This window comes from Hymenobacter sp. 15J16-1T3B (genome assembly GCF_020711235.1).
Classification (GTDB): Bacteria; Bacteroidota; Bacteroidia; order Cytophagales; family Hymenobacteraceae; genus Solirubrum.
In genome coordinates, this window is sequence record NZ_JAJFAV010000010.1 from 170,058 (window position 1) to 194,428 (window position 24,371).

The following is a 24,371-nucleotide window of genomic DNA, read 5'->3' on the forward strand; positions in this document are numbered from 1 at the left end:
AACCCTTCCATAATGGAAGGGTTTGCTGCTTTAAGACTAGTCGGCAAGGCGCTGTCTTCATTTTTATGTATTGATAGTCAATATATTATAAAACATAACAGGCCATGGTGCCGGTCACCGGCATCTGGATTGGCTTAGGGTCCGCGTCCCGCAAGACGCTACCCTAACCGCTTTTCCCAATGGCCATCTTCGACAACCTCACCAAAGCCGCGAAAGACTTCTTCATCGAAGAAGACCACGCGGCGGCCGCCAAAGCTCCACAGCCCCGGCCGCTGCCCGGCACGGCCCCCGCGGCTCCGGCCTTCGGGCCTGGCACGCCGCCGGCACCTACCGCCGCCCCGCTGACGGGCTTCGTGCCGGCCGCCGCGCCGGCTGTCACCCAGCCCGAGCAGCGCCACGTCGACCACATCAACGGGCTGCTGGCCGGCAACGGAAAGGACTTCGCCGCCTACGCCAAAATGGTGCGCAGCATGGCCGCCAGCGGCCTCACTGGCCCGGTGCTCTACCAGACGGCCTACCACGCCTTCGCGGCCGTGACGGGCCTCTCGGTGCAGGAGCTGCTGGCTTCGGCCGACCAGCTGGAGCGCGCCCTGCAATCGGACCGCAACAAGGTGCTGGAGCGCCACCAGGAAAAAATCGGCGAGCTGAAAATTCCCAACAGCCGCCCCAGCACCATCGTGCAGCTGCTCACGCAGGAACAAAAACTGCAAAACGACCTGGCCGAGCTGACCCGCCAGCTCGAGGCCAAGCGCCAGGAGCTGCAGGCGGCGCAGCAGCAGCTGGGGGAGGAGCGCCAGAAAGCCCAGGCCGCCCTGACCTCCTACGAGCTGGCCAACGCCGGCGCGGCCGCCGACCTGCACGCCCACTACCAGGCCGCCCAAAGCTTCCTGCTGACGCTGGGCACCACGCCCGCCAAGTAACGCCTGACTTACATCTGACAACTCAACGCTGATAACTGCATCATGGATACTTCACTGCTCACGACGGGCTACGAGGCGGGCAACGCCAAGTGGCAAAAGCCGGAAAAAGTCGCCGGCTGGGTTTTTCTGGGCGCCGCCGTTGGCACGGGCGTCTATTTCTGGGGCACCATCGCCCCGTTCCTCGTCGACATGGTGTTCGACACGGTGAAGCTCGGCGTGGGGCTGGGGGCCTTGTTCCTGCTCTTTTTGCTGGCCACGAATAAGCGCATCAAAGCCGGCCTCTGGTACGCCGGGCAGCGCTTCTTCCGCTCGGCCGCGGGCATCTTCGTCGAGACGGACCCCATCGGCATCATGGAGGACTACATCCGCAACACCGAGCAGGAGGCCAAGAAAATGGACGGCGAGGTGGCCCACGTGGAAGGCGCCCACGAGCTGGTGAAGCGCAAGATGGACGCCAACCAGCAGCAGATGCGCGAGTACCTGGGCTTGGCGGCTTCGGCCCAGCGCCAGGGCGAGAAGGACGCTGCCGAGCAGTACGCTTCGCGCGCCGCCCAGCTCGAAGACTACAACACCCGCCTGCAGCCCATGCTCACCACCACCGCCAACGTGAGCCTGGTGATGCGCCAGATCCTGAAAGCCGCCCTGCGCCAGATCGACAACTCCAAGTTCAAGGTGAACCTGCTCAAGGACGAGTACAACCTGGTGAAGCGCACCTCCTCCGGCATGCGCGCCGCCATGAACATCCTGCGCGGCGACCCGGACAAGAAGTACTTCTTCGACCTGGCCACCGACCGCGTGGCCCAGGACATGGCCCAGAAGCTCGGCCAGATCAAGCAAGCCATGCGCTACTCCCAGGCCTTCGTGAAGGAAATGGACATCCAGAACGGGGTCATGAGCGAGAAAGGCCAGCAGCTGCTGGAACGCTACCAGAAAGGCGACTTCAACGCCCTGCTCGACGAAAAGGCCGTGAGCCAGGCGCCGCGCAGCACTACCCAGGCCAGCAACGACGCCTTCAGCAAGCTGCTGGACTAAGCCCCCAGAACGTCATGCTGAGCGCAGTCGAAGCATCTCTACCGCTTCGCCAGATAGTGAAATACTATCCAACATCAGCACGCGAGATGCCTCGGCTTCGCTCGGCATGACGGCCTGAAGAATACTACACCCACTCGCTTTCAAACCCACTTTTTCTCCCTACTACAATGACAACTCGCGGTAAAATCGTCATCGGCCTGCTGCTGGTGTTGGCCGCTTACTTCGGCATCAACAAGCTCGTGAGCAGCGGTGCCGTCTTCCAGAAAGCCGAAACGCAATCCGTCCTGCTGAACTCCATCGAGCTGCCCACCCAGGCGGGCGGCCCGCGCACCAACCTGGCCGTGCCGCTGGCCCCGCTGCCCGGCAGCACTCCGGCCGAGAAAGGCACCCCGGTGACCTGGGAAGTAATGGCCTGGAACTCGCAGATGGGCGCCATGCTGGCCAACGGCGGCCCGCGCAGCACCGAGGGTTCGGCCATGGCCGCCAACGGCCTGGACCTGCAGATGGTGCGCCAGGACGACGTGGCCAAGATGCAGGCCGACCTGGTGAAAAACGCCCTGGACCTGCAGAGCAACCCCAACACCCCGGGCCTTATCGTGAGCATCATGGGCGACGGGCTGCCGGCTTTCTCGGCCGTGCAGACGCAGTTGGAAAAAGCCGGCACCGGCCTGCAGATTCTGCCTTACAGCTGCGGTAAATCCTTCGGCGAAGACAAGCTCATGGGCCCGAAAGAGTGGCTCGACAACCCCAAATCGGCCCTGGGCAAAACCATTGCCTGCTACCTGCGCGACGGCGACCAGAACATTGCCCTGAAGTGGTGCGCTGACAACGGCCTCAAAGTCAACCCCGACGAGACGACCTACGACCCCGAAGCCGTGAACTTCATGGCCGCCTCCGACTTTCTCGTGGCCGCTGAGAAATACATCCTAGGCAAGCCCGAGCTGCGCCTGAAAGTGGTGAAAGGCCGCAGCACCGGCGTGAAAGTGGACGTGGTAGCCGACGGCGTGGCCACCTGGACGCCCGGCGACGTGAACATTGCCAAGCAAAAAGGCGGGCTGGTCAACATCGTCTCGACCAAGGACTACTCGAACCAGATGCCCAACATCATGGTGACGACCAAGCGCTGGTACCAGGCCCACGAAAAGGACGTGCAGGGCATCATCACCGCCCTGGCCGTGGCCGGCGACCAAGTAAAATCGCACCCCGAAGCCCTGCAGCGCGCCGCTGATATTTCGGCGGAAGTGTACGGCGACAAGGACAAGCCCGGCGCCTACTGGCTGCGCTACTACAAGGGCGTGAGCGAAGCCGACCGCACCGGCGAAGTGGTGGAGCTGGGCGGCAGCAAGGCCTTTAACTTCGCCGACAACCTGACCCTGTTCGGCCTCGACAACGGCGGCACCAACATCTACGCCTCCGTCTACAAAACCTTCGGCGACGTGCAAAGCAAGCTCTACCCCAAAGAGCTGCCCAGCTACGTACCGCTCGAGCAGATGCTGGACCTCTCGATTCTGCGCAAGCTGCAGGACCAGTACAAGGGCAAAACCATTGCCCCGGCCGAGCAGCAGCAATTTGCCGCCGACGACGAAATCCGCCAGAGCGTGAGTAAGCGGGCCTGGAACATCGAGTTCGAAACCGGCCGCAGCACCTTCACCCCGGCCGCCGAGCAGGACCTGAACCGCCTCTTCGACGACCTGGTGGTAGCCGGCCGCCTGAAAGTCGCCGTGCACGGTCACACCGACAACGTGGGCGCCGCCGCCAACAACCAGCAGCTCTCGGAGCAGCGCGCCCTGGCCGTCAAAAACTGGCTGGAAGCCAAAAGCCGCTCTTCGTTTCCCGACGGCCGCGTGCAGGTCTACGCCCACGGCGCCCTGGAACCCGTGGCCAGCAACGCCGACGAAACCGGCCGCGCCAAAAACCGCCGCGTCGAAATCGTGCTCGGCAACTAACGGGTCTTGCGGGCCCTGGTATTCCGCGTGCTTTATTCTTATGCCCGATGCACTAATCACCTATCCGCCAGAGCCAGCAGGCGCCCCGCCGGTAACGGGGCGCCTGCAAGCCGCGGCTCAGGCCGGCTTCCTGTTCGGCAGCCTGATCCGGCGCCTACTGAGTTAAAAAGAGGGCGGAAGAACGTCAGGTCGAGCTTGCCGAGACATCTCGCGTGCTGACTCCCGCCAGTAACCTTACGATGGACAATGCTATCCGGCTGATGTCTCGACTTCGCTCGACCTGACGCCCCACCAATACCGCTTACCCAACTCTCTCCAACTCCCAACCGCCGCCCGCCGGCCGGTCCCCATGAAAGAGCTTTTCTCCCCCAACGCCACCCCGCGCCGCTCGGTCTTCACCACCATGGTGGGCCTGCAAGTGCTGGTGCTGGTGCTGCTCTGGGCCTTTTACCCGGTGCAGCTGTTCCCCAGCCTGGGCCAGGTTTTGGTCGCCCTGCGCGACCTGATTACCACCCAAGGCCTCATCCAGGAGCTCTGGGCCAGCATGACCACCGCCCTGCAGGCCCTGGCCATCGGCACGGTGCTGGCCCTGCTGATTTCTTACCTGACGGCGCTGCCCTTCTTCCGCCCGCTGGCCTACGCGGCCACCAAAATGCGCTACCTCACGCTCACCGGCCTCACCTTTTTCATGGCCTTGATGCTGAGCTCGGGCCACGAGGTCAAGCTCTCGGTGCTCGTCTTCGCCACCACCGTATACCTCGTCACCGGCATGACCAGCGTCATTCTGATGACCACCCAGGAGGAAATGGACCACGCCCGTACGCTGGGCCTGGGCGAGTGGCGCAGCTTCTGGGAAGTCGTGGTGCTCGGCAAGCTGGACTTGATGCTGGAGGTCGTCCGTCAGAACTTCGCCATCATCTGGACGATGATAACGCTGGTCGAGACGCTCTACCAATCGGAAGGCGGCATCGGCCTGCTGCTCTACAAGCAAAACCGCTACCTGCACCTCGACGGCGTGCTGGCCATTCAACTGGTCATACTCGCCACCGGCGCCCTGCAAGACTACCTCTTTGCCCTGCTGCGCCGGGTGTTCTTCCCGTACTCGGCCCTGACGGCGGCGCAAGGGTAAGCGGCGGGAGAGAAGCCGCCCCTGAACCAACCGCGTTTGGTCACGGAAAAGCTGCTCCCGGTCCCGAAAGCCCGCAGCCCAGCCGCAACCGTCCGCGCTCCGGTCCCAAGCGTCCGCATGCCGGTTTCGATGGTCCGCACCCCCGGCGCAGTCGTCGCAAGCTTCGCCTCACTCGCCCGCAGCCCGGTTCCAAGCGTCGCAAGCCCGGCCGCAGTCGTCCGCAGACCCGCCCCAATCATCGCAACCCCAGCCGCAGGCGCCGCAAGCTCAGCCCCGGTCGTCGCAAGCCCGGCACCACCTGTTGCCCCGCGAAAACGGCCCTTCACAAGTTCACCACTTCACAAATTCACCTTTGCCATGAGCCCCTACAGCCACCACGAGCCCGTGCTCACCCTCGACAACATCTCCATGACCTTCAACGGCGAGCTGGTGCTGCGCGACATCAGCGCCCAGGTGCGCAACGTGGTGCGCCCTGGCATGAGCCAGGGCCAGGTCGTGGGCTTCTACGGCCGCTCCGGCATCGGCAAATCGGTTTTGTGCCGCATCATTGCCGGGCTGATTCGGCCCAGCGCCGGCGCCGTGCAGGTGGGGGAGGAGCAGCACCCCGTGCGCCCCGGCGACGTGGGCCTGGTGCAGCAGCGCTACCCCTTGTTCAACCACCGCAGCCTGGCCGACAACCTGCTGCTGGCCGCCCAGCGCAAGCACGAGCCCGAAGCCGCCAAGCGCGAAGTCGAAACCTTTCTGGAGCGGTTCCGCCTCGCGCAGCACCGCCAGAAATTCCCCGCCCAGCTCTCCGGCGGGCAGCGCCAGCGCGCCGCCATTGCCCAGCAGCTGCTCTGCTCCGACCACCTCATCCTGCTCGACGAGCCCTTCTCCGGCCTCGATGTGGCCATGATCGATGAGGTGAAGAAAATCATCGTGGAAGTCACCACCATGCACGAGCTCAACACCGTCGTCATCGTCTCCCACGACCTTTCGACCACTACCGCCCTTTCCGACACGCTCTGGCTCCTGGGCTACGAGCGGGACGAAGCCGGCCAGCTCATTCCCGGCGCCACCATCTCCCAGCAGCACCAGTACGACCTGGCCGCCATGGGCTTGGCCTGGCACCCCAACGTGGAAGCCGAGCCGGAATTCGGCCGCTTCGTGGAGCATTTGAAGGAAGAAATTCGCCGGAGTTAAAGGGCGGCACGCTGCTCATTCAAATTGTTTATAATGGCGTTTCCAGTAATTGTCGAAAAAGTGCAAAACGCCTTTGGAGCGAGACAATTCTTGGATTTTCAAGGTTGAAACCAATTGTTGCTTGCCGTCTTTTATTTTATAAATAGTTATTCCTTCGGTTTCGGTCCCGCAGCTGTTTATTTCTATGTACCCAATTTGTACTTCCTGCCAATCCTCTATTTTACTTAACGTGCTCGCCCAGTTCTTGCTTGCACAGCCAAGCCGATTGTTGGAGTAATACAGTGAGGTTCCTGGTAATTTTTTTATGTCAAGGTCGGAACTGCTTATTTGGTGATACGTGCGGGTCTTGCTGTCGTAAAAATAGTTTTCGCATTGGTTAGGCGTATTGCTGAAGACATGCATTCGAATATCCAGGTTACCATCTTTGTTGATATCCAAGTACTCGTGCTGAAAATAATAGGGGGCATACTTAACTGCCGTGTCGCCGGCCAGCGTAGTCAGGCTTACGATATGCCCGCCAAACGCTTTGCTGTAGGTTTCTATTAACGGCGCTTGATTGACCCATTGGGTGTCGCGGTACACTGCCGGGGATGGCGCTGCAGCCGAGCCTTGTTGCGCGTGACGGTCGGGCCGGCCTTCGTCATGCGCAGAGCAGGAAGTCACAACAATAGGCGCGGTTAGTAGCCAGGCAGCGCGGGCAGCACTTGTCATATTCTTGGTATTTGCTGGCAAGATGGGGCTGGCCGACAAGAGCGGCAACCGCCCTAGCCCGAACACCTAGGCCCCGCCGTACCTTGCCCTTTGATTTTACCGCCCCGGCGGCCCCTCCATGAACATCCGCACGAAAATAAGCCTGGGATTTGGCGTGGTGCTGGCCCTACTGCTGGTGCTCGGTGGCTACGCCACTACGGCCCTGCTGCGTCTCGACAACACCACCCGCCGCATCCGCCAAACCAACGTCTACTCCGTGGAGGTGGGCCAGGTGCTGCTCAGCGCCATCGACCAGCTCGAAACCCAGCCGGCCGCGCCCGGCGGGCTGCCCTTGCTGCGCCAGTCGCTGCAGCGCGTCGCCGACAACGTGACCGAGCCCGGCGAGCAAACCGTCATCGACAGCCTCGCCCAGGCCGCCGACGCCTACCAGCAGCGGGTGGCCGCCGGCATCGAGCCCGCCGCGCTGGCGCCCTACCGCAGCTACCTGCGCGGCCTGGCCCACCGCCTCGTCGACCTGAACGTGGCCGCGCTGGAGCGCAAAAGCCAGGTGGCCGACCGCCGCGCCGCCGAGTCGTTTCGCATCATGCTGGCCCTGGCCGCGCTGGCCGTGGTCATCACCCTGGGGCTGATCATCGGGGTGGCCGAGGCCGCCGCCGTGCCCATCGAGGAGCTGACGCGGGCCCTGGAGCACGCCTCCAAAAACAATTTCGAGTCGACCATTCCGGCCGGGGAATACAACGAGCTGGGCCGCGCCGGCCGCGCCTTCAACCGCCTGCTGCTGGAGCTGCAGAAGTTCCGCCGCACCGCCCTCACCGAAATCATGACCGAGCGCACCCGCCTCGAAGGCGTGGTGAGCAGCCTCGACGAAGGCCTGCTGCTGCTCGACGAGCGGGGCGTGATTCTGCTGGCCAACCCCGCCATCTGCCGCCTGCTCGGCCGCGCCGACACCGAGCTGGTGGGCCGCCGGGCCGCCGAGCTGGCGCCGCGCCACGAACTGCTGGCCCGGATGCTGCAGCCCGTGGCGGTGGTGGCCGGCGGCCCCGACCCCGACGAGGCCGACCCGGACCCCGGCGCAACGGCGGCCGCCGACGGCGAAACCGCCCCGCTCATCACCGTGCGCATCAGCGGCTACGACACCTACTACCGCCTCAGCGCCCACGAGCTGCGCACCTTCGACGAGAGCGGGCAACACGTGCGCTCGGCCGGGCAACTGCTGGCCCTGCGCAACGTGTCGGAGTTCAAGAAGCTCGACCAGCTCAAGTCCAACTTCCTGGCCACTGTTTCGCACGAACTGAAAACCCCGTTGGCCAGCATCGGCCTGAGCCTAAAGTTACTCCAGCACGAGCGCACCGACGCCGAGGAGCGGCAGCGCCTGGCCCAGGGTATCGGCCAGGAAACCCAGCGCCTGCAGCGCATGGTGGGCGAGCTGCTCACCGTGGCCCGTCTCGACGCCGGTGCCGGCATCCAGCTCAGCCTGCGCCCCACCTCCCTGGCCGCCGTGGTGCAGCGCGCCGCCGACACCGTGCGCCCCCAGCTCGACGACAAGCGCCTGCAGCTGCAGCTGGAGCTGCCCCCGGACCTGCCCCCCGTGCGCGCCGACGAGGAAAAAACCACCTGGGTGCTCATCAATCTGCTCAGCAACGCCATCCGCTACTCGCCCGCCGATGCCCCGCTGCACCTGCGCGCCCGCCTCACCGCCGACGCCCGCGTGCAGGTCAGCGTGCAGGACCAGGGCCCCGGCATTGCGCCCGAGCACCACGAGCAGATTTTCCAGCGCTTCCACCAGAGCCCCGAGGGGCAGGTGCGCCGCGGCAGCACCGGCCTGGGCCTGAGCATCAGCCGCGAGTTTATGACTGCCCAGGGCGGCCGCCTCTGGGTCGAAAGCTTCCCCGGCACCGGCAGCACTTTTCATTTCACCCTGCCGCTGGCCTGACCAGGGCGGAGTGGGCAAAGGTGAACGGGTGACTGGGCAGCCCCTTACTTCGCAACGTCGCCTGCCACCGCTTCCTCTTTGCCCAAGGTGGCGCCGGCGCTGGCCACCACGATGAGGGCCACGGCCAGCCACTGCCCGCCGCTCAGCCGTTCGTGCAGCAGTGCCCAGCCCGACAGCGCCGCGGCCACCGGCTCCAGGCTCATCAGCACGCTGAACGTGCGGGTTGGCATGGTCCTGAGCGCCTGCATTTCCAGCGAAAACGGCAGCACGCTGGAAAACAAGGCCAGCAGCGCGCCGAGCAGTAGGAGCCAGGGCGTGAGGGCCAGCAACTGCCCGCTGCCCAGGCCGAAGGGCACCACCGGCAGGGCGGCAAACAGCATGCCCACGGCCACGGCCTGCGCGCCCGGCAGCAGGGCCGCCGTGCGCCGGCCCAGCACGATGTACACGGCCCAGCAGGCGCCGGCCGCCAACGCGAAGCCCATGCCCGGCACATCGAGGCCGCGGCCCTGCCAGGGCGCAATCAGCGCAATGCCCGCCCCGGCCAGCACGGCCCACACCGCGTCGAGCCAGCGGCGGGAGCCCAGCAGCGCCAGCCCCAGCGGCCCGACGAATTCCAGCGTCACGGCCAGGCCCAGTGGAATGCGCGCCAGGGCGCAGTAGAACAGGAAGTTCATGCTGTCCAATGCCAAACCGTAGGGCACCACGGCCCGCCACTGCGCCGCCGTCAGCCGCCCGAGCCGCGGGCGCACCACCAGCAGCAACAGCAGCGCCGACAGCCCGATGCGCACGCTGGCCGTGCCGGCTGCCCCGAGCACCGGAAACAGGCCTTTGGCAATGGCCGCCCCGCCCTGCACGCTGACGATGGCCAGCAGCACGGCCGGCAGCGGTGGCACTTGAAAACGGGAAACGCGCATGAGCAGGAAGCAAAACGGCCGCAGCAGCAGAAGCCGCCACCCAAGAAAAACGCCGCAGTGCCGGACTGGCGCTGCGGCGGCAAAAGTCGCTAATTCGGCTGGGTTACTGCTCCCGCGCCGGCGGCAGGTGCAGCGTGAAGGAGGTGCCGTGCTCGTCCGATTCGGCCGAAATGCGGATGAAGTGAAACTGGGCCACCGAGCGCACCACCGCCAGCCCCAGCCCGAAGCCCTCGATGCGGCCGTCGTCGAAGCGCCGGAACCGCTCGAAGAGGTGCGGCAACTGCTCGGGCGGAATGGGCTTGCCCGTGTTGTGAACCACCAGCACGTACGTGCCGTCGGGCTGGGGCGCGCCGGTGAGAGCAATGCGCCCGTCCTCGGGCCGGTTGTACTTAATGGCGTTGGAGAGCAGGTTGTAGAAGAGGGTGAAGAGCAGTGTGCGGTTGGCCGGCGCCATGACGGGCGCGCCCTCCAACTGCTGGCGCAGGGTAATGTGCTGGTCGAGCAGGCGAAATTCCAACTCCTCGACCACTTCGCCGAGCAGTTCGCGCACGTCCACGCGGTCGGGGCGGGCAAACTGCGCGTTTTCGATGCGCGAAATCAGCAGCAGCGTGCGCAGCGTGGCCGTCAGGCGCTGCAGGGTTTTCTGGGAGGTTACCAGCTGGGTTTCGGCCTCTTCGGGCAGGTTTTCGGCCTGCAGCATGTTCTCGAAGCGGTTTTGCAGAATGCTGATGGGCGTCAGCAGCTCGTGCGAGACGTTGGCAATAAACTCACGTTCCTGCTCAAACACCGTCCGGATTTTCTGCAGCATCTGCTGAATCGTGTCGTCGAGGTAGCGGAAGTCCCAGGTGCCGGTGCGCAGCGGGGGCAGGGGCGGGGGCGTGGGCCCCTGCACCGCCCGCAGGCGCTGCACAATCTGGTCGACGGGCCGCAGCAGGTAGTTGATTACGCCCAGCTCGATGAGCAGGGTGCTGAGCACGGCAAACACCAGGGCGTAGGCCGCAAAGCTGCGCAGCAGCCCGTACACGTCCTCCACCGACTCCATGCTCTTGCCGATTTCCAGGGTGTAGGGCTGCCCGTCGTGGACGAAGCTGGCCCGCAGCACCCGAAAATCGACCATTTCGCCCTGCTGCCGCCGCGGCAAGGTGGCAATGGTGTCGCCCTGCAGGGGCGTGAGCAGCCGCCCGCGCCGCAGGTCGATAAACTCGTCTTCCAGCAGGTCGTAGTGCAGCCGCTGGTCGTTTTCCTGCCCGGCCAGAAAGGAGTTGACGCCCACCCGCTCGATGCGCTGGCGCACCTTCACCAGCTCCGAGCGCAGGCGCGCCTCGGTGTGGCGCAGGGCAAACACTTCAATGGCCCAAGGCAGCGCCAGCAGCAGCACCCCGGCCATGAGCCCCTTCGAAAGGGTGGTCAGCAGCACCAGCTTCTGCTGCAGCCTCACGCGTCCTGGCTGGTTTTGATGCGGTAGCCCACGCCGCGCACCGTCTCAATCCACTCGTGCTGGTCGTAGGGCGCCAGCTTCTTGCGGATGTTTTTCACGTGCACGTCGATGAAGTTCGAGTCCCGGTCGTCGCTGTCGCTGATCATGCTGCCCCAGATATGCTCGCTGAGCTGCAGGCGCGTCAGCACCTTGTGGCGGTGCAGCAGCAGGTAGTGCAGCAGGTCGAATTCCTTTTTGGTGAGCGGCACTTCCTGCTCGCCGTGGCGCAGGGTCCGGTCGCTCACGTTGAGCGTAAACGGCCCGAACGCGAGCGTGTCCTGGGTCACGCCGTGCTTGCGCCGCACGATGGCCTGCATGCGTGACACGAGTTCGAGCAAGGAATACGGCTTGGCCAGGTAGTCGTCAGCCCCGAGGTCTAGGCCCTTGATGCGGTCATCCACCGTGCCGCGGGCGCTCAGGATGATGATGCTGGCTTGCTGGTTGCGCTCCTTGCGGGCCTCGGCCAGCAGCTGCAGGCCGTCCTGGTCGGGCAGGCCCAGGTCCAGCAGCACAAAATCATATTCGTTGACAAATAGCTTTTCCGAGGCTTCGCGGCCGGTGCGGGCAAAGTCGCAGTGAAACCGTTCGTTGTGCAGGTACAAGCCCAGCTCGCGGGCCAAGGCCTTGTCGTCTTCGATAATCAGGACGTTCATGGGAAGAGGGCGGGAAAAGGCGCGGCGCCGGCTCGCTGCGAAGGTATACGCCCGGCAGCAGTTGCACGCGCAGAACAGAGAATGGTTTCGTTAAACGGGCCCGCAACCGGGCCGGAAGCTTCCGGTGGCCCGGCCGGTTCAGGCGCTGGCCAGGTTCACCGCTTCGGCGCGCACCCGGGCCGCCGTCGGGTAGCCCGACACCGGCAGGTGGCGCTGCAGCCCCGTAATTTCCAGTTGGCCGCCGTCGCGCAGGTAGTCGGCGCGGAAGCGCTCCAGGTGTTCCAGCACGGTGTGGTCTACCAGGCGGGTGTCCGAGAGGTCGAGCACCACGTGCTTGCCCTTGGGCAGCGGGGCCAGCTGGGTTTTCAGGCTGAGGTAGTTGCTGAACACGGCCGCGTCGCGCACCTTCACCAGGTAGCCGCCGTCGGGCAGGTCCAGGAGCTCGGTGCGGACCGTGAACACGCTGCGCAGCGGCAAACCGCGCAGCAGGTGAATGAGCAGCTTGCTCACGATGCCGGCGCCGATGCCTACCAGCAAGTCGGTTGCCAGCGTCACCGCGATGGTAGTCAGGAAAATCAGGAGCTGCTCGCCCCCAATCCGAAACATGCGGGCGAATTGCCGGGGGCCGGCCAGCCGGAAACCAATGTGCAGCAGCAAGGCACCCAGCGCCGCCAAGGGAATTTGCGTGAGCAATTGCGACCCAACAGCCACGAAACCTAGCAAAAACAGCCCGTGGAAGAAGTTGGCCCACCGCGTGCGCGCGCCAGCGGCCACGTTGGCCGAGGAGCGGACGATTTCCGCTATCATCGGCAGCCCGCCCACCAGCCCGGCCAAGACGTTGCCCACGCCCACGCCCAGCAGGTCGCGGTTCAGGTCCGCTTTGCGCCGGCCGGTCGGCGCCAGTAGGTCCACTGCCTGAGCGCTCAGTAGCGACTCCAGCGAGCCAACCAGGGCAAATAACCCAATGTATTTAAGGCTGACGCCCGAGAAAATCTGCGTGAAATCGGGCAGGGTAACGGCTTGGCTCAAGCTGGTGGGCAGGCTCACCAGAAACTCCGGGCCAAGGCTGTAATGGTGGCGCGCCAAGAACAGGTACGTGTGCGCGTGGCCCAGCCCGAAGTAGCGCCCCAGCGGCACCGATACCAGCAGGACCAGCAGCTGTACCGGAATCTTGCGCACGAGGGGCTGCCGCAGCAGCGGCAGGCCAAAGAGCAGCGCCAGGCTCACCATGCCAATGCAGAATACGCCCGGGTTCAGGTGGGCAAAGGCCCCGGGCACTTCGCCCAGCAGCCGCAGGGGCTCCTGGGCCACCGGGCTAGTACCGGTGATGACAAACAGTTGCTTCAAACTAACGGTCAGGCCAATGGAGGCCATCATCCCGTACATGGCCGCCGACGGGAAAAAATCGGCCAAGGCCCCCGCCCGCAGCAGGCCGAAAAGGATTTGCAGCACGCCGGCGGCCACCACCACGGCCAGCGTGAGGCGGTAGCCCAGCAGCGCGTCGCCGCGGCCTAGCTCTTGCACCGCGCCGGCGGCCACGACAATCAGTCCGGCCGCCGGGCCTTTAATCGTCAGCCCGGGTCCACCCACCAACGTCACCACCATGCCCCCAATGATAGCCGTCAGAATTCCCGCCACCGGCGGAAAGCCGCTGGCTTTGGAAATAGCCAGCCCCAGCGGTAAGGCAATCAGGAATACCAGAAAGCCGGCGCGCACGTCGGGCCCAAGCTGCTGGCGCAGCCCGGCCGCTGGGCCGCCGGCGGAAACGGCCGGGGTGGGAACTTCCATGCGGGAATGCGGGAATGATAGAGCACACAAACTTCCCGCGGAGGCAGTGAAGGGATAATGAACACGCTCCGCCCCGTAAATGGGTACTGCTGCGGGCGAAATAGAAATAATTTCCGTTTCAGATTGGGAACATTTTGTGCTGCATTCGGTACATTTGTTTAATCAGAAAGTGGCGGCCCGCACTACACTGCGAACCGCCACCGACTGCTACTCAGGAGCACGTCGTAAGCAACCAGGCAATGGCTGCCTTCAACAACACTCCGACGGGCGGCATCCACAGGCGCCGACTGTCCCACAAGCGCGCTAGTAGCGGCGCCGACTTGTGTTTCGCACGTTTACCCATCATTGCTAGAGGATGAGGGTGCTCAATCCACCCACTTCCTGAAGCCCCGGTAGCGCCAACTGCCGGGGCTTCGTCTTTATCAGACGACGCGTTGGCGAGGTGACTACCGTGCGATACAGTAAAAGTAACGCAGCAGGGGCTAATTGTGAAGCATAAATGCTAAAAAAATTAGCAATACCAACTTGATTGGGAAGTTGGCGCTGTCCCTGAATGAAGGAAAGCCGACAGGGCTGAAAAGCGCGCGGGGCCGCGCTGCCCGGGTGGCGGCTTGTTTGGGTGGAGTTCCAAACAAGTCTGCGCCGCTTCCTGGCAGCCCGACCCCGCGCTGGGGTTCCGGACAGACGGATGCCTTTTGTTCCAACCTCGCGGCATCCGCGTTGCTCGGTTCCTTTCCTAGTAGCTTCGCAAGCAGCAACGAGTACGCCAAAGCTGTCTGTAGTGGCCCTTCCCGGGAACGGCCGAAGCTACATTCGTGCATCTAAGCTTTGGCCGAGAGCATGAAGCCCGGATGAAGGACGTTTGCGGGGAATTCTGGACGGAGGTTGTGCATTTGCTCCCCGTGCATTAGGTTTGCAGCACCATTTCGCCTCCTTAGCTCAGCTGGTAGAGCAACTGACTTGTAATCAGTAGGTCGCTGGTTCGATCCCGGCAGGGGGCTCTTATATGATGAAACCCGTTGTAAACCAGGTGTTTGCAACGGGTTTTTTGTTGGCTTGTTCTTCAGCTAGACCGATCAGTGTCGGTGCAGAAGCCCAGCTGCGAAGGAAAGTCTGAGTTAGTGGTGGAAGCCGGGCTGCGGCGGCCGTAGTCCACGCCCGGGCCGTTGACCCTACTTCAGTTTTAGCGCTGTCACTCTCCCGCATAGAAGGCGCAATGGCGGATGGGCATGTTACAGCTTCGGTATCGTCGACGGGGGCGTCGGCGGCGGGGCCGGCACGGTGGGAGGGTTGTCGGGGGCCGGCCTCTGGCACTGCTGCAGGCCGGCACCGATGCCGCCAATAGTCACGGCCAGGAGCACAAATAACCACCACGGCGGGCGGTTGTCGTTGTCGAAGGAGTCGTGGAGATTATAACGAGCCATAGCCCCTAACATACAACAAACCCCAGCCGTTCGCACGAGCGAGGCTGGTAAAGGTGGAGTAACTTTTCCGCACAGGTTGGGTGTGTTATTGCAGCGACGCCTTTGTACTTCGATAACTCATTTGGGGCAGCTGTATCGAGGCAAAAGCTTCCCCGACAGCCCTGCCTGGCACATGGTCAGCTCGAGTTTGGTTGGTCCGAGTCCTATCCCGTTGCGGTTGCTTCAGAACAGGCTAGTAAACAAGCCCGCGGCGCCAAACCAGCAGATGGTTTGGCGCCGCGGGCTCACCTTATGCAATATCACTTCCCTGTTTTCAAGCCAGTGCCGCTAGCGTGCCGGGCCAGTACTTGGGGAATTATGTTTACGCTTCGGAAAAGGCCGGCACAGCCGGAAGTTGGGCGGCAGTGAGCATCAGGGCGAGTGCAACGAGCGGAAGCGGGCAGGAAGACATGGTTGACCGGGGTAAATTTTATCACAAAAAACGCGTGGCTAGGCGCTAAAAACCAGGAAGACATGGGGCGTGGTGTGACGTTGGTATCATCGGTATTAGCGGAATGTTAACTCCGCTCACATCGTATAAGTTGATTTGTCATTCGTTTAGGACCGATAAGAAGGCGTCTAATTGTGACATCCGAGTAACCCGCTTACTGCTTAAAATAATTGGCTCCCGCGTACTCCGACCATTCGGCGACCCGGCCGCGGCGGGCGGGGCGGTTTCCCCGCCTAGTGAGGCGGCGGGGAACTTGGCCTGGACGGGGCCAGAAGCCCGGAGGCGGCGCCGACACGGCGGGGCGGGTGGGCTTGCCGGCAGCATTTTCGGCAAACAGCGCGGCGCGGCCGCTGCGGTCCAGAATCCAGCCGTGGTGCACCCAACCGAGGTAGCGGCCTTGGGGCGTGTAAAGGAGGCCGTCGTCAAGCCAGGCGGCCACGCGGCCGTCGGGATGGTAAAGTAAATGGCAGGCATCGTCGGCAAACGCCACGGCGGTGCCCGCGGGCGAATAGAGAGGTATCATGGTAATCGGATCTGGTTAAGGAATAATCCATAAACGAAACGACGTACCGGGTGGATTGCCGAGGCAGCAGCGGGCGCCGCCACAAAAAACGCCCCGCCGGCCGAAGCCAACGGGGCGCGAAAGAATAGTTTTGGTAGCGCCAAGATACGCACATTTTTCAATATGTGCTAGCGCGCAGAGGGGTGCGGCAGGCCGGCAAGCCGCTTTTGCGTTATTTCGCGCTTCGTTTGTCCTACCGTATTGCGCTTTCGCATGCAGCTTGTTGAAGTCAGTTCCCCAGCTCAGGCCCGTGAATTCCTGGAATTTCCGCCGCGGGTCGTCTACGCCTCCGATCCGAATTACATTCGCCCGCTCGATCAGGATATCGAAGCCGTGTTCGACCCGGCCAAGAACAAGCTGTTTCAGAAAGGGGAGTGCACCCGCTGGCTGCTGCTCGACGAGCGGGGGCAAACCATCGGCCGGATTGCCGCCTTTTTCAACCGCGAAACGGCTTTCCCCTCCGAGAAAACGCCTCCGCCTGCTGACGCCGACGCCAAGCCCTCCAAGGAGGATTTTGCCCGCGGTATCGGCGGAGTAGGGTTCTTCGATTGCATCAACGACCAAGGCGCTGCCAATTGCCTGTTCGACGCCGCCCGCGACTGGCTGGCGGCGCGCGGACTGGAGGGCATGGACGGCCCCATCAACTTCGGCGACCGGGACCGGTTCTGGGGGGTAGTGACCGAAAACTTCGGCTCCCCGATTTACGGCGCAGGCTACAACCCGCCGTACTACGTCGAGCTGTTCCGCGAGTACGGCTTCGAGACGTACTTCAAGCAGGTCACGTTTTACCGCACCGTAGCGGCGACGTTGCACCCGTCGGTGCAGGCCCGGGCCGAGCGCATTGCCAACGACCCCAAGTACGAGTTCCGGCACATGCGCAAGAAGGACTGGAAAAAGTACGCCGAGGACTTCCGCACCATTTACAACAAAGCCTGGGTCAAGCACGAAGGCGTGAAGCCCATGTCGCCGGAAGCCGCGGTGAAGCTGATGAAGAGCATGCTCGATATCCTGGATGAGCGCATCATCTGGTTTGGCTACTACGACGGGCAGCCCGTATCCTTTTACATCAACCTGCCCGAAATCAACGAAATCCTGAAGCGCTTCAACGGCAAGCTGGGGTGGTGGCAGAAAATTCAGTTTAAGTACCACCAGTTGCGCGGCACCGTCAAGACCATGTTCGGGGTGGTGTTCGGGGTGGTGCCCGAGCACCAGCGTAAGGGCGTGGAGGCGGCCATGGTGTACGCCTCCTCGTTGCTGATTCAGAAGCCCGGCGCCATTCCGTACACCCAGACGGTGATGAACTGGATCGGCGACTTCAATCCCAAGATGATGACCGTGACCAAACTGGTGGGCGGGCAGCCGTGGCGGGAGCACCAAACCCTGCGCTACCTCTTCGACCGCACCCGCGAATTCCAGCGGCATCCCATCATCGACTAGGTTTTTCCGGCCGGCTTGGGCGCAGATAGTCAGCCTGCTGCCGGCAAAAGAACGGGGCAAGGCCCGGCGGCCGCGGCGTTGTTCGCCGCGGCCGTTGCATTTTTGCCCCATGACTCCCGCTGCATCTGCTGATCTGGTGGCCCGCACCGCCGCCATGGTCGAAACCCAATTTACCGGCGAAGGCTCCGGCCACGACTGGGCCCACATCCGCCGCGTGTGGCTGGCCGCCCGCGCCTTGGCCCAGGCCGAAGGCGCCGACTTGCTTGTAACCGAGCTGGCCGCCTTGCTCCACGACATTGCCGACTGGAAATTCCACGGCGGCGACGAAGAAGCCGGCCCCCGGGCCGCCCGCGCCTGGCTGCTCGGGCAAGGCGCCGAGGAGGCCCTCATTGCCCGCGTGGAGGCTATTATCCGCGAGGTGTCGTTCAAGGGCGCCGGCGTGGCCACGCCGGTAGCCACCCTGGAGGGTGCCTGCGTGCAGGATGCTGACCGCCTCGACGCTATTGGCGCCATTGGCGTGGCGCGGGCGTTTGCTTACGGCGGCCACAAGGGCCGCCCGCTGCACGACCCGGCTCAGCCGCCGGTGCAGCACGGCACCTTCGCCGAATACAAATCCAATGGCGGCCCGACCATCAACCACTTCTACGAGAAGCTGCTGCACCTGCGCGAGCGGCTGCACACCGCCGCGGCCCGCCGCGTGGCCGATGAGCGGCACCGGTTCATGGAGCAGTTTCTGGCGCAGTTTCTGAAAGAGTGGGAGGGAAGCGACCTGCTACCAGCCGGTTAATCGGTTTTATCCAATCCGGGCGGCACGAAAGCGGCCGTTTTTACGTTGTTTTGTCGGTAAGATGAAGACTCTCCTTTTCCCGTTGCGCCGCACTTGGCTGCTGCCCGTGCTCCTGTTGCTTGCGCTGGCCAGCTGCCGCACGTGCCCCATTGCCTCGTGCCACGTGCGCAAGGTGCACATCCACGGCGGGCAGAAATACCGCGGCCAGCCGCTCTGGAAAAAGCAGAACCCGGAGATTGGCGAAAAGATCAAAGTCCACAACGAGCCCGACAAGAAAATGGGCAATGACCGGAGCAAGTCAAAACCGTGATTTTGCTAGGAAAAACGGCCTTTTTTCGGTATCTTGCCCACTTAAATACCACTTCACATCCGGCGTCTGCGGCCCTCGTTTTGGGGGTGCCGCGGGCCTTTCGTTTTGACTAATGGCTGAAGGCGAAAAAATCATTCCCATCAACATTGAGGACGAGATGCGCGGCGCGTACATCGATTACTCGATGTCCGTCATCATCTCCCGAGCCCTGCCCGACGTGCGCGACGGCCTCAAACCCGTGCACCGCCGCGTGCTCTACGGCATGTCGGAACTGGGCGTATCCTACACCAAAGCCCACAAAAAGAGCGCCCGTATCGTGGGCGAGGTGCTCGGCAAATACCACCCCCACGGCGACTCCTCGGTGTACGACACCATGGTGCGCATGGCCCAGGACTGGTCCCTGCGTTACCCGCTCGTCGACGGCCAGGGCAACTTCGGTTCCATCGACGGCGACTCGCCGGCCGCTATGCGTTACACCGAAGCCCGCCTCAAGCGCCTAGCCGACGAGCTGCTCGGCGACCTGGACAAGGACACGGTGGACTTCCAGCCCAACTTCGACGACTCGCTGGAAGAGCCGTCGGTGATGCCGGCTAAATTCCCCAACCTGCTGGTTAACGGCTCCTCGGGCATTGCCGTGGGCATGGCCACCAACATGGCCCCGCACAACCTGACGGAAGTTGTCGACGGCATCGTGGCCTACCTGGCCAACCCCGACATCACCGTGCAGGAGCTGATGGAGTACGTAAAAGCGCCGGACTTCCCCACGGGCGGCGTGATTTACGGCTACGAAGGCGTGCGCCAGGCCTTGGAAACCGGCCGCGGCCGCATCGTGATGCGCGCCAAGGCGCAGTTTGAAACCACGCCTTCGGGCAAGGAGCAGATCATCGTCACCGAAGTGCCCTACATGGTCAACAAGGCGGCCATGATTCAGCGCACGGCGGAGCTGATCAACGAGAAGAAAATTGAGGGCATTGCCGACCTGCGTGACGAATCGGACCGCGACGGCATGCGCATCGTGTACGATTTGAAGCGCGACGCGGTGCCGCAGGTGGTCTTGAACAACCTGTTCAAGTACACCCAGCTGCAGTCGACGTTCGGCGTCAACAACGTGGCCCTGGTGAAAGGCCGCCCGATGACGCTCAACCTCAAAGACCTGATCCACTACTTCGTGGAGCACCGCGGCGACGTTATCGTGCGCCGCACGCGCTTTGAGCTTGCGGAGGCGCAGAAGCGGGCCCACATCCTGGAAGGTCTGCTTATCGCCCTGGACCACCTCGACGAGGTCATTGCCATCATCCGGGCCTCGCGCGACCCGGAGTTGGCCCGCACCCAACTCATCGAGCGCTTCGCCCTGAGCGACGTGCAGGCCCGGGCCATTCTCGATATGCGCCTGCAGCGCCTGACCGGCCTGGAGCGCGACAAAATCGTGAACGAGTACAACGAGCTGATGAAGCTCATCGACCACCTGAAGGCCGTGCTGGAGTCGCCCGAGATGCAACGCGACATCATCCGCCAGGAGCTGCAGGACGTCCGCGACCGGTACGGCGATTCGCGCCGGACGGAAATCGAGTACGCCGGCGGCGAAATCGACTTTGAGTCGCTGATTGCCGAGGAGTCGATGGTCATTACCATCTCCAACGAAGGCTACATCAAGCGCACCTCGCTCGACGAGTACCGGGCGCAGGGCCGCGGCGGCGTAGGAGCGAAGGGCGTCTCGACCAAGGACACGGACTTCACCGAGCACCTGTTCGTCGCCTCGACCCACGACTTCCTGCTGCTCTTCACCGAGGGCGGCCGTCTGTTCTGGAAAAAGGCCTATGAACTGCCCGAGGGTGGCAAAGCCGCCAAAGGCCGTCCGATTCAGAACCTGATTCCGGAGCTGGCCGACGACCCGGTGCGCTCGGTGCTGAACGTGCGCGACCTGCGCGACCCGGACTACGCCCAGAACAACTACCTGATGTTCTGCACCGAGCAGGGCACGGTGAAGAAAACCACGCTCGAAGCCTACTCGCGTCCGCGTGCCGCCGGCATCAACGCCATTACCATCAACGAGGGCGACCGGTTGCTCGACGTGCAGCTCACCACGGGCAGCAGCGAAGTTATTCTAGCCTCGAAATTGGGCCGCGCCGTGCGCTTCAACGAGGAAAACGTGCGCCCGATGGGCCGTACGGCTGCCGGGGTACGCGGCATTACCTTATCGGAGGAAGGCGACGACCGCGTGGTCGGCATGGTCTGCCTGGCCGATCCGAACAAGGAACTGCTGGTGGTGTCGGAAAACGGCTACGGCAAGCGCAGCCCCATCGACGACTACCGCATCACCAACCGCGGGGCCAAGGGTGTAAGCACCCTGAAGATTACCGAGAAGACCGGTTCGCTGGTGTCTATTAAGGACGTTAATGACGACGACGACCTGATGATCATCAACCGCTCAGGCCTCACCATCCGCCTGCGCGTGGCCGACGTACGGTCGATTGGCCGGGCTACGCAGGGCGTGCGCCTGATCAAAATCAGCGAGGGCGACGAAATTTCGTCGGTGGCCAAAGTAGCTGCCGACGACAAAGAGCTCGGGGCGGAGCTGGCTGAAGTGCCAGCGGCAGGGGAGTCCGACGACTCGGCTGCTGAGCCTACTCTCAACGACGAAACCTCCGGCGCCGAATAACCCGGCGCCGGGGTTTCCCGTTTTTGCACGAATTCTCTCAACCATAGTTTCCCACTCTTTTCATTCCCATGAAAAAGACCTTTCTGACGATTTTGCCGGCGTTGGCCATGCATGCCGCCGTTGCGCAAAACTCGGCCGTGAACAATGCACAGCTGCTGCAGAAAAACGGTACGCTGGACAAAGCCCGCACGGAAATCGACAAGGCCATTACCAATCCGAAGACCTCGGACAAAGCCAAGACTTGGTACGTGCGCGGGGAGATTTACGAGGGCATGGCGCAGAGCCCGATCTACGGCAAGGCGCTGCAACCCGGTGAAGGGGCGAAAACCGCTTTTGAATCGTATCAGAAGGCCATTTCGCTGGAAGGCAAAGACAGCGACTACGGCAAGCAAGCCACCACGCGCCTTGATAACCTGTACGGCATGGCGCTTAACGCCGGCGTGGAGAACTACAACGCCCAGAAATACGACGAAGCGTTGAACTCGTATCGCATGGCCCAGCAGATTCGTCCGCAGGACACCACGGCGCTGCTGTATGCTGCTTACGCTGCGGAGGCCAAACAAGACATTCCGTCGGCCAAGGAGAATTACAACAAGCTGGTGGCCATCAATTACAAATCGCCGCAGTTGTACGACCGTCTGTTGCGTATTGCCCGCCAGGAAAACAACGAAGCTGAAGCTCGGCGCGTGGTGCAGCAAGCGCTGCAGGCATATCCGACCAATAAGACGTTCTTGCTGGAAGATCTGAACATGGCACTGAGTTCGGGCCGCGGCCCGGAAGCCATCGACAAAATCCAGAAAGCCATTGCGGCCGACCCGAACAATTCCAACTTGTACTCGGTGCTGGGTTCGGTGTACGAGCAAAGCAAACGGCCGGAAGATGCTTTAGCGGCTCATAAGAAGGCCATTGAGCTGGATCCAAAGAACTTCGACTCGCAGTATAACCTGGGCGTGTACTACTACAACAAGGGTGCAGACATCTTCAAGGTCGTCAACAAGATGGATCTGAAGACGTACCAGGCCAAAGGCAAGAAAATGGAAGTTGACGGCAAGAAGTACATGGAACAAGCCATCCCGTACTTTGAAGCTGCAATGCAACTCAAGGCAGACGACGCTGGCGTACGTAGCGCGTTGCAAAAAGCTTACACGACGGTTGGGCGCAAAGCAGATGCTGAGCGCCTGATGAAGTAGTAGGGTAGGAATAAAATATACGCCCAAGGTGACTTGGGCGTATATTAAAAACCATTACTTAACATAATATAAATTATAACACAAAACAATATGGTAGCTAGGCGCTGTCCATTGTGTGTTGGCGGTGGTTGCTACCCAGGCTGCTAAGGCCCTGCGTGGGTATGTCACGTAAGTTGTAGTCGGCAACCAGTACTCCACCTGCAACAGACGCTGTGCACGCGCATCCCGGACGGCGTATTGGCCCTGGGCGTCGTCGGGCCCACCGGTTACCGAAACCCAGGCGTTGTCATTATCACTAAACCTTTGCTGTTGTTCGTGACATATATTCCTTGGTTAGCTAGCTGCCCAGGTGAATTTTCAGATCCGCCTTAGTTTAGTTATTACTCTACTTCTAAGTTTCTGCCGCTATTGCAGCAATACTTGGGCAACTAGTATTGTGATGTGATATTCTCGTGCCTGTATATTCTATAGAGTGTCGCCGTGCTTTGATTCTTTAATGGATTTTAAGCGTTTTATGATGCTTGCCATTGATCAGTTCATTTAACGGTCTTGGGGAACAATCATTCAAGGCTTTAGCCAATAGCGGCATGTACGGGCCTCTCCTTCCTTCCCTCCCTTTCTTCCCTGCCCCGCCCCTTCTGTTAGATAGATTTCTTTTTGTTGTGTATAGTGGTATTATCAGCAAGGTATCACATAGTATAAAAAAGCATAAAAAGTTTAAAAAGGCATATACTTTTTTATACTTTATGCACTTTATTATACTATTATTGACTACCTAGCATTTACTCACCCGTATATATACCATGCCCAAAACCATAGAGTACCCACGAACGAGTTACCTCTCCGCCTGGGAAGTAGCAGAAGTTGTTGATGACACGGGGGGCAAATGCTCCATCGAAGCTTGCGCACGTAAGCTTAACCGCAAGGTCAGCGGGAGTTTCAAAGCTATTCTTGGTTCTGCGGTAAAGTTTGGCCTCTTGACCAGCAAGCGGGAAATGCTGACCACCACCAATCTTTTCCGCCGCATCAAGAATGCCTATGACAAAGAGGAAGAGAAAATCTACCACCGCGAGGCGTTTCTACATCCTCCGCTCTTTGCCCACATCTGTCGGAAGTTCCGCAACCGGGAATTACCGGTGCACATGTTTGACGTGATGCTCGTGCGGGAATTCGACGTGGAGGAAATCAATGCACAGAACGTTGCCAAAGCGTTTGTGGAAGGAGCCCGGATGGTCGACATTCTGGATGAGCGCAACTTTATTGCTGACATCGACCTGCTGGCCAAAGCCAATCCACGCCGGGAACTGGCCAGCCCCGGCATGAACGTGAACATATTCCCCCAAGATGCCGGAACAATCACGCTCAGCGCCCCTTTGGTAGATGCACCGGCAGTAGTCCGCATGCCAGCGCCCAGTATTGCCGCGCCTACCTTTTCGGACGACGCAGTGGCAGACCTCTTCGGACTGGCTCCTCCGCAGTCTATTCCCCCCAGCAACTATGTACCGACAGTAGGTGCTGAACAGGCCCCTCCGGCGCCGGTTCCCGCCACTGCGCCCACCAGCACTTCCCAACAACCGCCGCTTGTACCTGCCCCTGAACCCAGTCTTCCGGCCACCGGCAGTCATGTACCGATAGCCGTGCCAACGCCGGGTGCAGCAAATGGTCAGGGCGCGCTTTATACCATTCGCATTACCGGACCGGGCCTGGACACCCAACTTTCTGTGCAGGAAGATGCGGACTTGCTCATTGTCCAAGCTCTACTGGAAAAAATCCGGAAGCACCTGCAGCGGCTGGGGTAAAATGAGTGGCGGCGGGTGTGGGCCCGGA

19 protein-coding genes and 1 tRNA gene are annotated in these 24,371 nt (G+C 62.0%); 13 read left to right on the forward strand and 7 right to left on the reverse strand.

What is annotated here, in order from left to right; translation table 11 throughout:
• The first annotated feature begins 179 nt into the window (after positions 1–179).
• From LJ737_RS17480 to LJ737_RS17500, 5 genes are all read left to right on the forward strand, one after another.
• A complete protein-coding gene (locus tag LJ737_RS17480) occupies positions 180–920 on the forward strand; it encodes a hypothetical protein (RefSeq protein WP_227768037.1) in 741 nt (246 codons plus the stop codon).
• Between the two features lie 42 nt (positions 921–962).
• Positions 963–1,952 carry a PspA/IM30 family protein gene (locus LJ737_RS17485; protein WP_227768038.1) on the forward strand — a complete coding sequence of 330 codons (990 nt, stop codon included), beginning with the start codon at positions 963–965 and terminating at the stop codon, positions 1,950–1,952.
• Positions 1,953–2,119: 167 nt separating this feature from the next.
• A complete protein-coding gene (locus LJ737_RS17490) occupies positions 2,120–3,898 on the forward strand; it encodes an OmpA family protein (RefSeq protein ID WP_227768039.1) in 1,779 nt (592 codons plus the stop codon).
• Between the two features lie 349 nt (positions 3,899–4,247).
• Positions 4,248–5,027, forward strand: a complete 780-nt coding sequence (locus LJ737_RS17495) for an ABC transporter permease (protein ID WP_227768040.1) — start codon at positions 4,248–4,250, stop codon at positions 5,025–5,027.
• Between the two features lie 357 nt (positions 5,028–5,384).
• Entirely contained in the window at positions 5,385–6,209 is an 825-nt protein-coding gene (locus tag LJ737_RS17500) for an ATP-binding cassette domain-containing protein (protein WP_227768041.1), read from the forward strand.
• A 15-nt stretch (positions 6,210–6,224) separates the two neighbouring features.
• On the opposite strand, the gene LJ737_RS17505 is transcribed toward LJ737_RS17500, so the two are convergent.
• Positions 6,225–6,959, reverse strand: a complete 735-nt coding sequence (locus LJ737_RS17505) for a hypothetical protein (protein WP_227768042.1) — start codon at positions 6,957–6,959, stop codon at positions 6,225–6,227.
• A gap of 79 nt (positions 6,960–7,038) precedes the next feature.
• Between LJ737_RS17505 and LJ737_RS17510 the strand changes: the two genes are divergently transcribed.
• Positions 7,039–8,853, forward strand: coding sequence for a sensor histidine kinase (locus tag LJ737_RS17510; protein WP_227768043.1), 1,815 nt, complete (start codon positions 7,039–7,041; stop codon positions 8,851–8,853).
• 44 nt (positions 8,854–8,897) lie between these two features.
• On the opposite strand, the gene LJ737_RS17515 is transcribed toward LJ737_RS17510, so the two are convergent.
• The 4 genes from LJ737_RS17515 to LJ737_RS17530 all read right to left on the reverse strand — a co-directional run bounded on the left by LJ737_RS17515 (position 8,898) and on the right by LJ737_RS17530 (position 13,685).
• Entirely contained in the window at positions 8,898–9,767 is an 870-nt protein-coding gene (locus tag LJ737_RS17515) for an EamA family transporter (protein WP_227768044.1), read from the reverse strand.
• A 103-nt stretch (positions 9,768–9,870) separates the two neighbouring features.
• Complete coding sequence (locus LJ737_RS17520) at positions 9,871–11,205, reverse strand: sensor histidine kinase (RefSeq protein WP_227768045.1); 1,335 nt, start codon at positions 11,203–11,205, stop codon at positions 9,871–9,873.
• Positions 11,202–11,897 carry a response regulator transcription factor gene (locus LJ737_RS17525; RefSeq protein WP_227768046.1) on the reverse strand — a complete coding sequence of 232 codons (696 nt, stop codon included), beginning with the start codon at positions 11,895–11,897 and terminating at the stop codon, positions 11,202–11,204. The genes LJ737_RS17520 and LJ737_RS17525 overlap by 4 nt, the downstream gene beginning before the upstream one ends.
• Positions 11,898–12,035: 138 nt before the next feature.
• Positions 12,036–13,685, reverse strand: coding sequence for a SulP family inorganic anion transporter (locus LJ737_RS17530; RefSeq protein ID WP_227768047.1), 1,650 nt, complete (start codon positions 13,683–13,685; stop codon positions 12,036–12,038).
• A gap of 928 nt (positions 13,686–14,613) precedes the next feature.
• On the opposite strand from LJ737_RS17530, the gene LJ737_RS17535 reads away from it, so the two are divergent.
• A tRNA-Thr gene (locus LJ737_RS17535) sits at positions 14,614–14,686 on the forward strand.
• 231 nt (positions 14,687–14,917) lie between these two features.
• Here the strand turns inward: LJ737_RS17535 and LJ737_RS17540 are convergent.
• Both LJ737_RS17540 and LJ737_RS17545 read right to left on the reverse strand, forming a co-directional pair.
• On the reverse strand, positions 14,918–15,109 hold the full coding sequence (locus tag LJ737_RS17540) for a hypothetical protein (RefSeq protein ID WP_227768048.1): 192 nt from the start codon (positions 15,107–15,109) through the stop codon (positions 14,918–14,920).
• 644 nt (positions 15,110–15,753) lie between these two features.
• Positions 15,754–16,122: a 4-fold beta flower protein gene (locus tag LJ737_RS17545; protein ID WP_227768049.1), complete on the reverse strand. Its 369-nt coding sequence runs from the start codon at positions 16,120–16,122 to the stop codon at positions 15,754–15,756.
• 252 nt (positions 16,123–16,374) lie between these two features.
• Between LJ737_RS17545 and LJ737_RS17550 the strand changes: the two genes are divergently transcribed.
• The 6 genes from LJ737_RS17550 (at position 16,375) to LJ737_RS17575 (ending at position 24,343) form a co-directional block, all read left to right on the forward strand.
• Entirely contained in the window at positions 16,375–17,598 is a 1,224-nt protein-coding gene (locus LJ737_RS17550; protein WP_227768050.1) for a hypothetical protein, read from the forward strand.
• 109 nt (positions 17,599–17,707) lie between these two features.
• A complete protein-coding gene (locus LJ737_RS17555; protein ID WP_227768051.1) occupies positions 17,708–18,385 on the forward strand; it encodes an HD domain-containing protein in 678 nt (225 codons plus the stop codon).
• A gap of 61 nt (positions 18,386–18,446) precedes the next feature.
• Positions 18,447–18,695 carry a hypothetical protein gene (locus LJ737_RS17560; RefSeq protein WP_227768052.1) on the forward strand — a complete coding sequence of 83 codons (249 nt, stop codon included), beginning with the start codon at positions 18,447–18,449 and terminating at the stop codon, positions 18,693–18,695.
• Between the two features lie 112 nt (positions 18,696–18,807).
• Entirely contained in the window at positions 18,808–21,354 is a 2,547-nt protein-coding gene (gyrA, locus tag LJ737_RS17565; protein ID WP_227768053.1) for a DNA gyrase subunit A, read from the forward strand.
• A 68-nt stretch (positions 21,355–21,422) separates the two neighbouring features.
• A complete protein-coding gene (locus tag LJ737_RS17570; protein ID WP_227768054.1) occupies positions 21,423–22,544 on the forward strand; it encodes a tetratricopeptide repeat protein in 1,122 nt (373 codons plus the stop codon).
• An 803-nt stretch (positions 22,545–23,347) separates the two neighbouring features.
• Positions 23,348–24,343, forward strand: a complete 996-nt coding sequence (locus LJ737_RS17575; protein ID WP_227768055.1) for a hypothetical protein — start codon at positions 23,348–23,350, stop codon at positions 24,341–24,343.
• Positions 24,344–24,371: the final 28 nt, after the last annotated feature.

Bases quoted from the DNA above. Each gene is read 5' to 3' on its own strand.
- LJ737_RS17480 (WP_227768037.1), top strand. From the start codon at position 180: ATGGCCATCTTCGACAACCTCACCAAAGCCGCGAAAGACTTCTTCATC.
- LJ737_RS17485 (WP_227768038.1), top strand. From the start codon at position 963: ATGGATACTTCACTGCTCACGACGGGCTACGAGGCGGGCAACGCCAAG.
- LJ737_RS17490 (WP_227768039.1), top strand. From the start codon at position 2,120: ATGACAACTCGCGGTAAAATCGTCATCGGCCTGCTGCTGGTGTTGGCC.
- LJ737_RS17495 (WP_227768040.1), top strand. From the start codon at position 4,248: ATGAAAGAGCTTTTCTCCCCCAACGCCACCCCGCGCCGCTCGGTCTTC.
- LJ737_RS17500 (WP_227768041.1), top strand. From the start codon at position 5,385: ATGAGCCCCTACAGCCACCACGAGCCCGTGCTCACCCTCGACAACATC.
- LJ737_RS17510 (WP_227768043.1), top strand. From the start codon at position 7,039: ATGAACATCCGCACGAAAATAAGCCTGGGATTTGGCGTGGTGCTGGCC.
- LJ737_RS17515 (WP_227768044.1), bottom strand. From the start codon at position 9,767: ATGCGCGTTTCCCGTTTTCAAGTGCCACCGCTGCCGGCCGTGCTGCTG.
- LJ737_RS17525 (WP_227768046.1), bottom strand. From the start codon at position 11,897: ATGAACGTCCTGATTATCGAAGACGACAAGGCCTTGGCCCGCGAGCTG.
- LJ737_RS17530 (WP_227768047.1), bottom strand. From the start codon at position 13,685: ATGGAAGTTCCCACCCCGGCCGTTTCCGCCGGCGGCCCAGCGGCCGGG.
- LJ737_RS17540 (WP_227768048.1), bottom strand. From the start codon at position 15,109: ATGGCTCGTTATAATCTCCACGACTCCTTCGACAACGACAACCGCCCG.
- LJ737_RS17545 (WP_227768049.1), bottom strand. From the start codon at position 16,122: ATGATACCTCTCTATTCGCCCGCGGGCACCGCCGTGGCGTTTGCCGAC.
- LJ737_RS17550 (WP_227768050.1), top strand. From the start codon at position 16,375: ATGCAGCTTGTTGAAGTCAGTTCCCCAGCTCAGGCCCGTGAATTCCTG.
- LJ737_RS17555 (WP_227768051.1), top strand. From the start codon at position 17,708: ATGACTCCCGCTGCATCTGCTGATCTGGTGGCCCGCACCGCCGCCATG.
- LJ737_RS17560 (WP_227768052.1), top strand. From the start codon at position 18,447: ATGAAGACTCTCCTTTTCCCGTTGCGCCGCACTTGGCTGCTGCCCGTG.
- gyrA (WP_227768053.1), top strand. From the start codon at position 18,808: ATGGCTGAAGGCGAAAAAATCATTCCCATCAACATTGAGGACGAGATG.
- LJ737_RS17570 (WP_227768054.1), top strand. From the start codon at position 21,423: ATGAAAAAGACCTTTCTGACGATTTTGCCGGCGTTGGCCATGCATGCC.
- LJ737_RS17575 (WP_227768055.1), top strand. From the start codon at position 23,348: ATGCCCAAAACCATAGAGTACCCACGAACGAGTTACCTCTCCGCCTGG.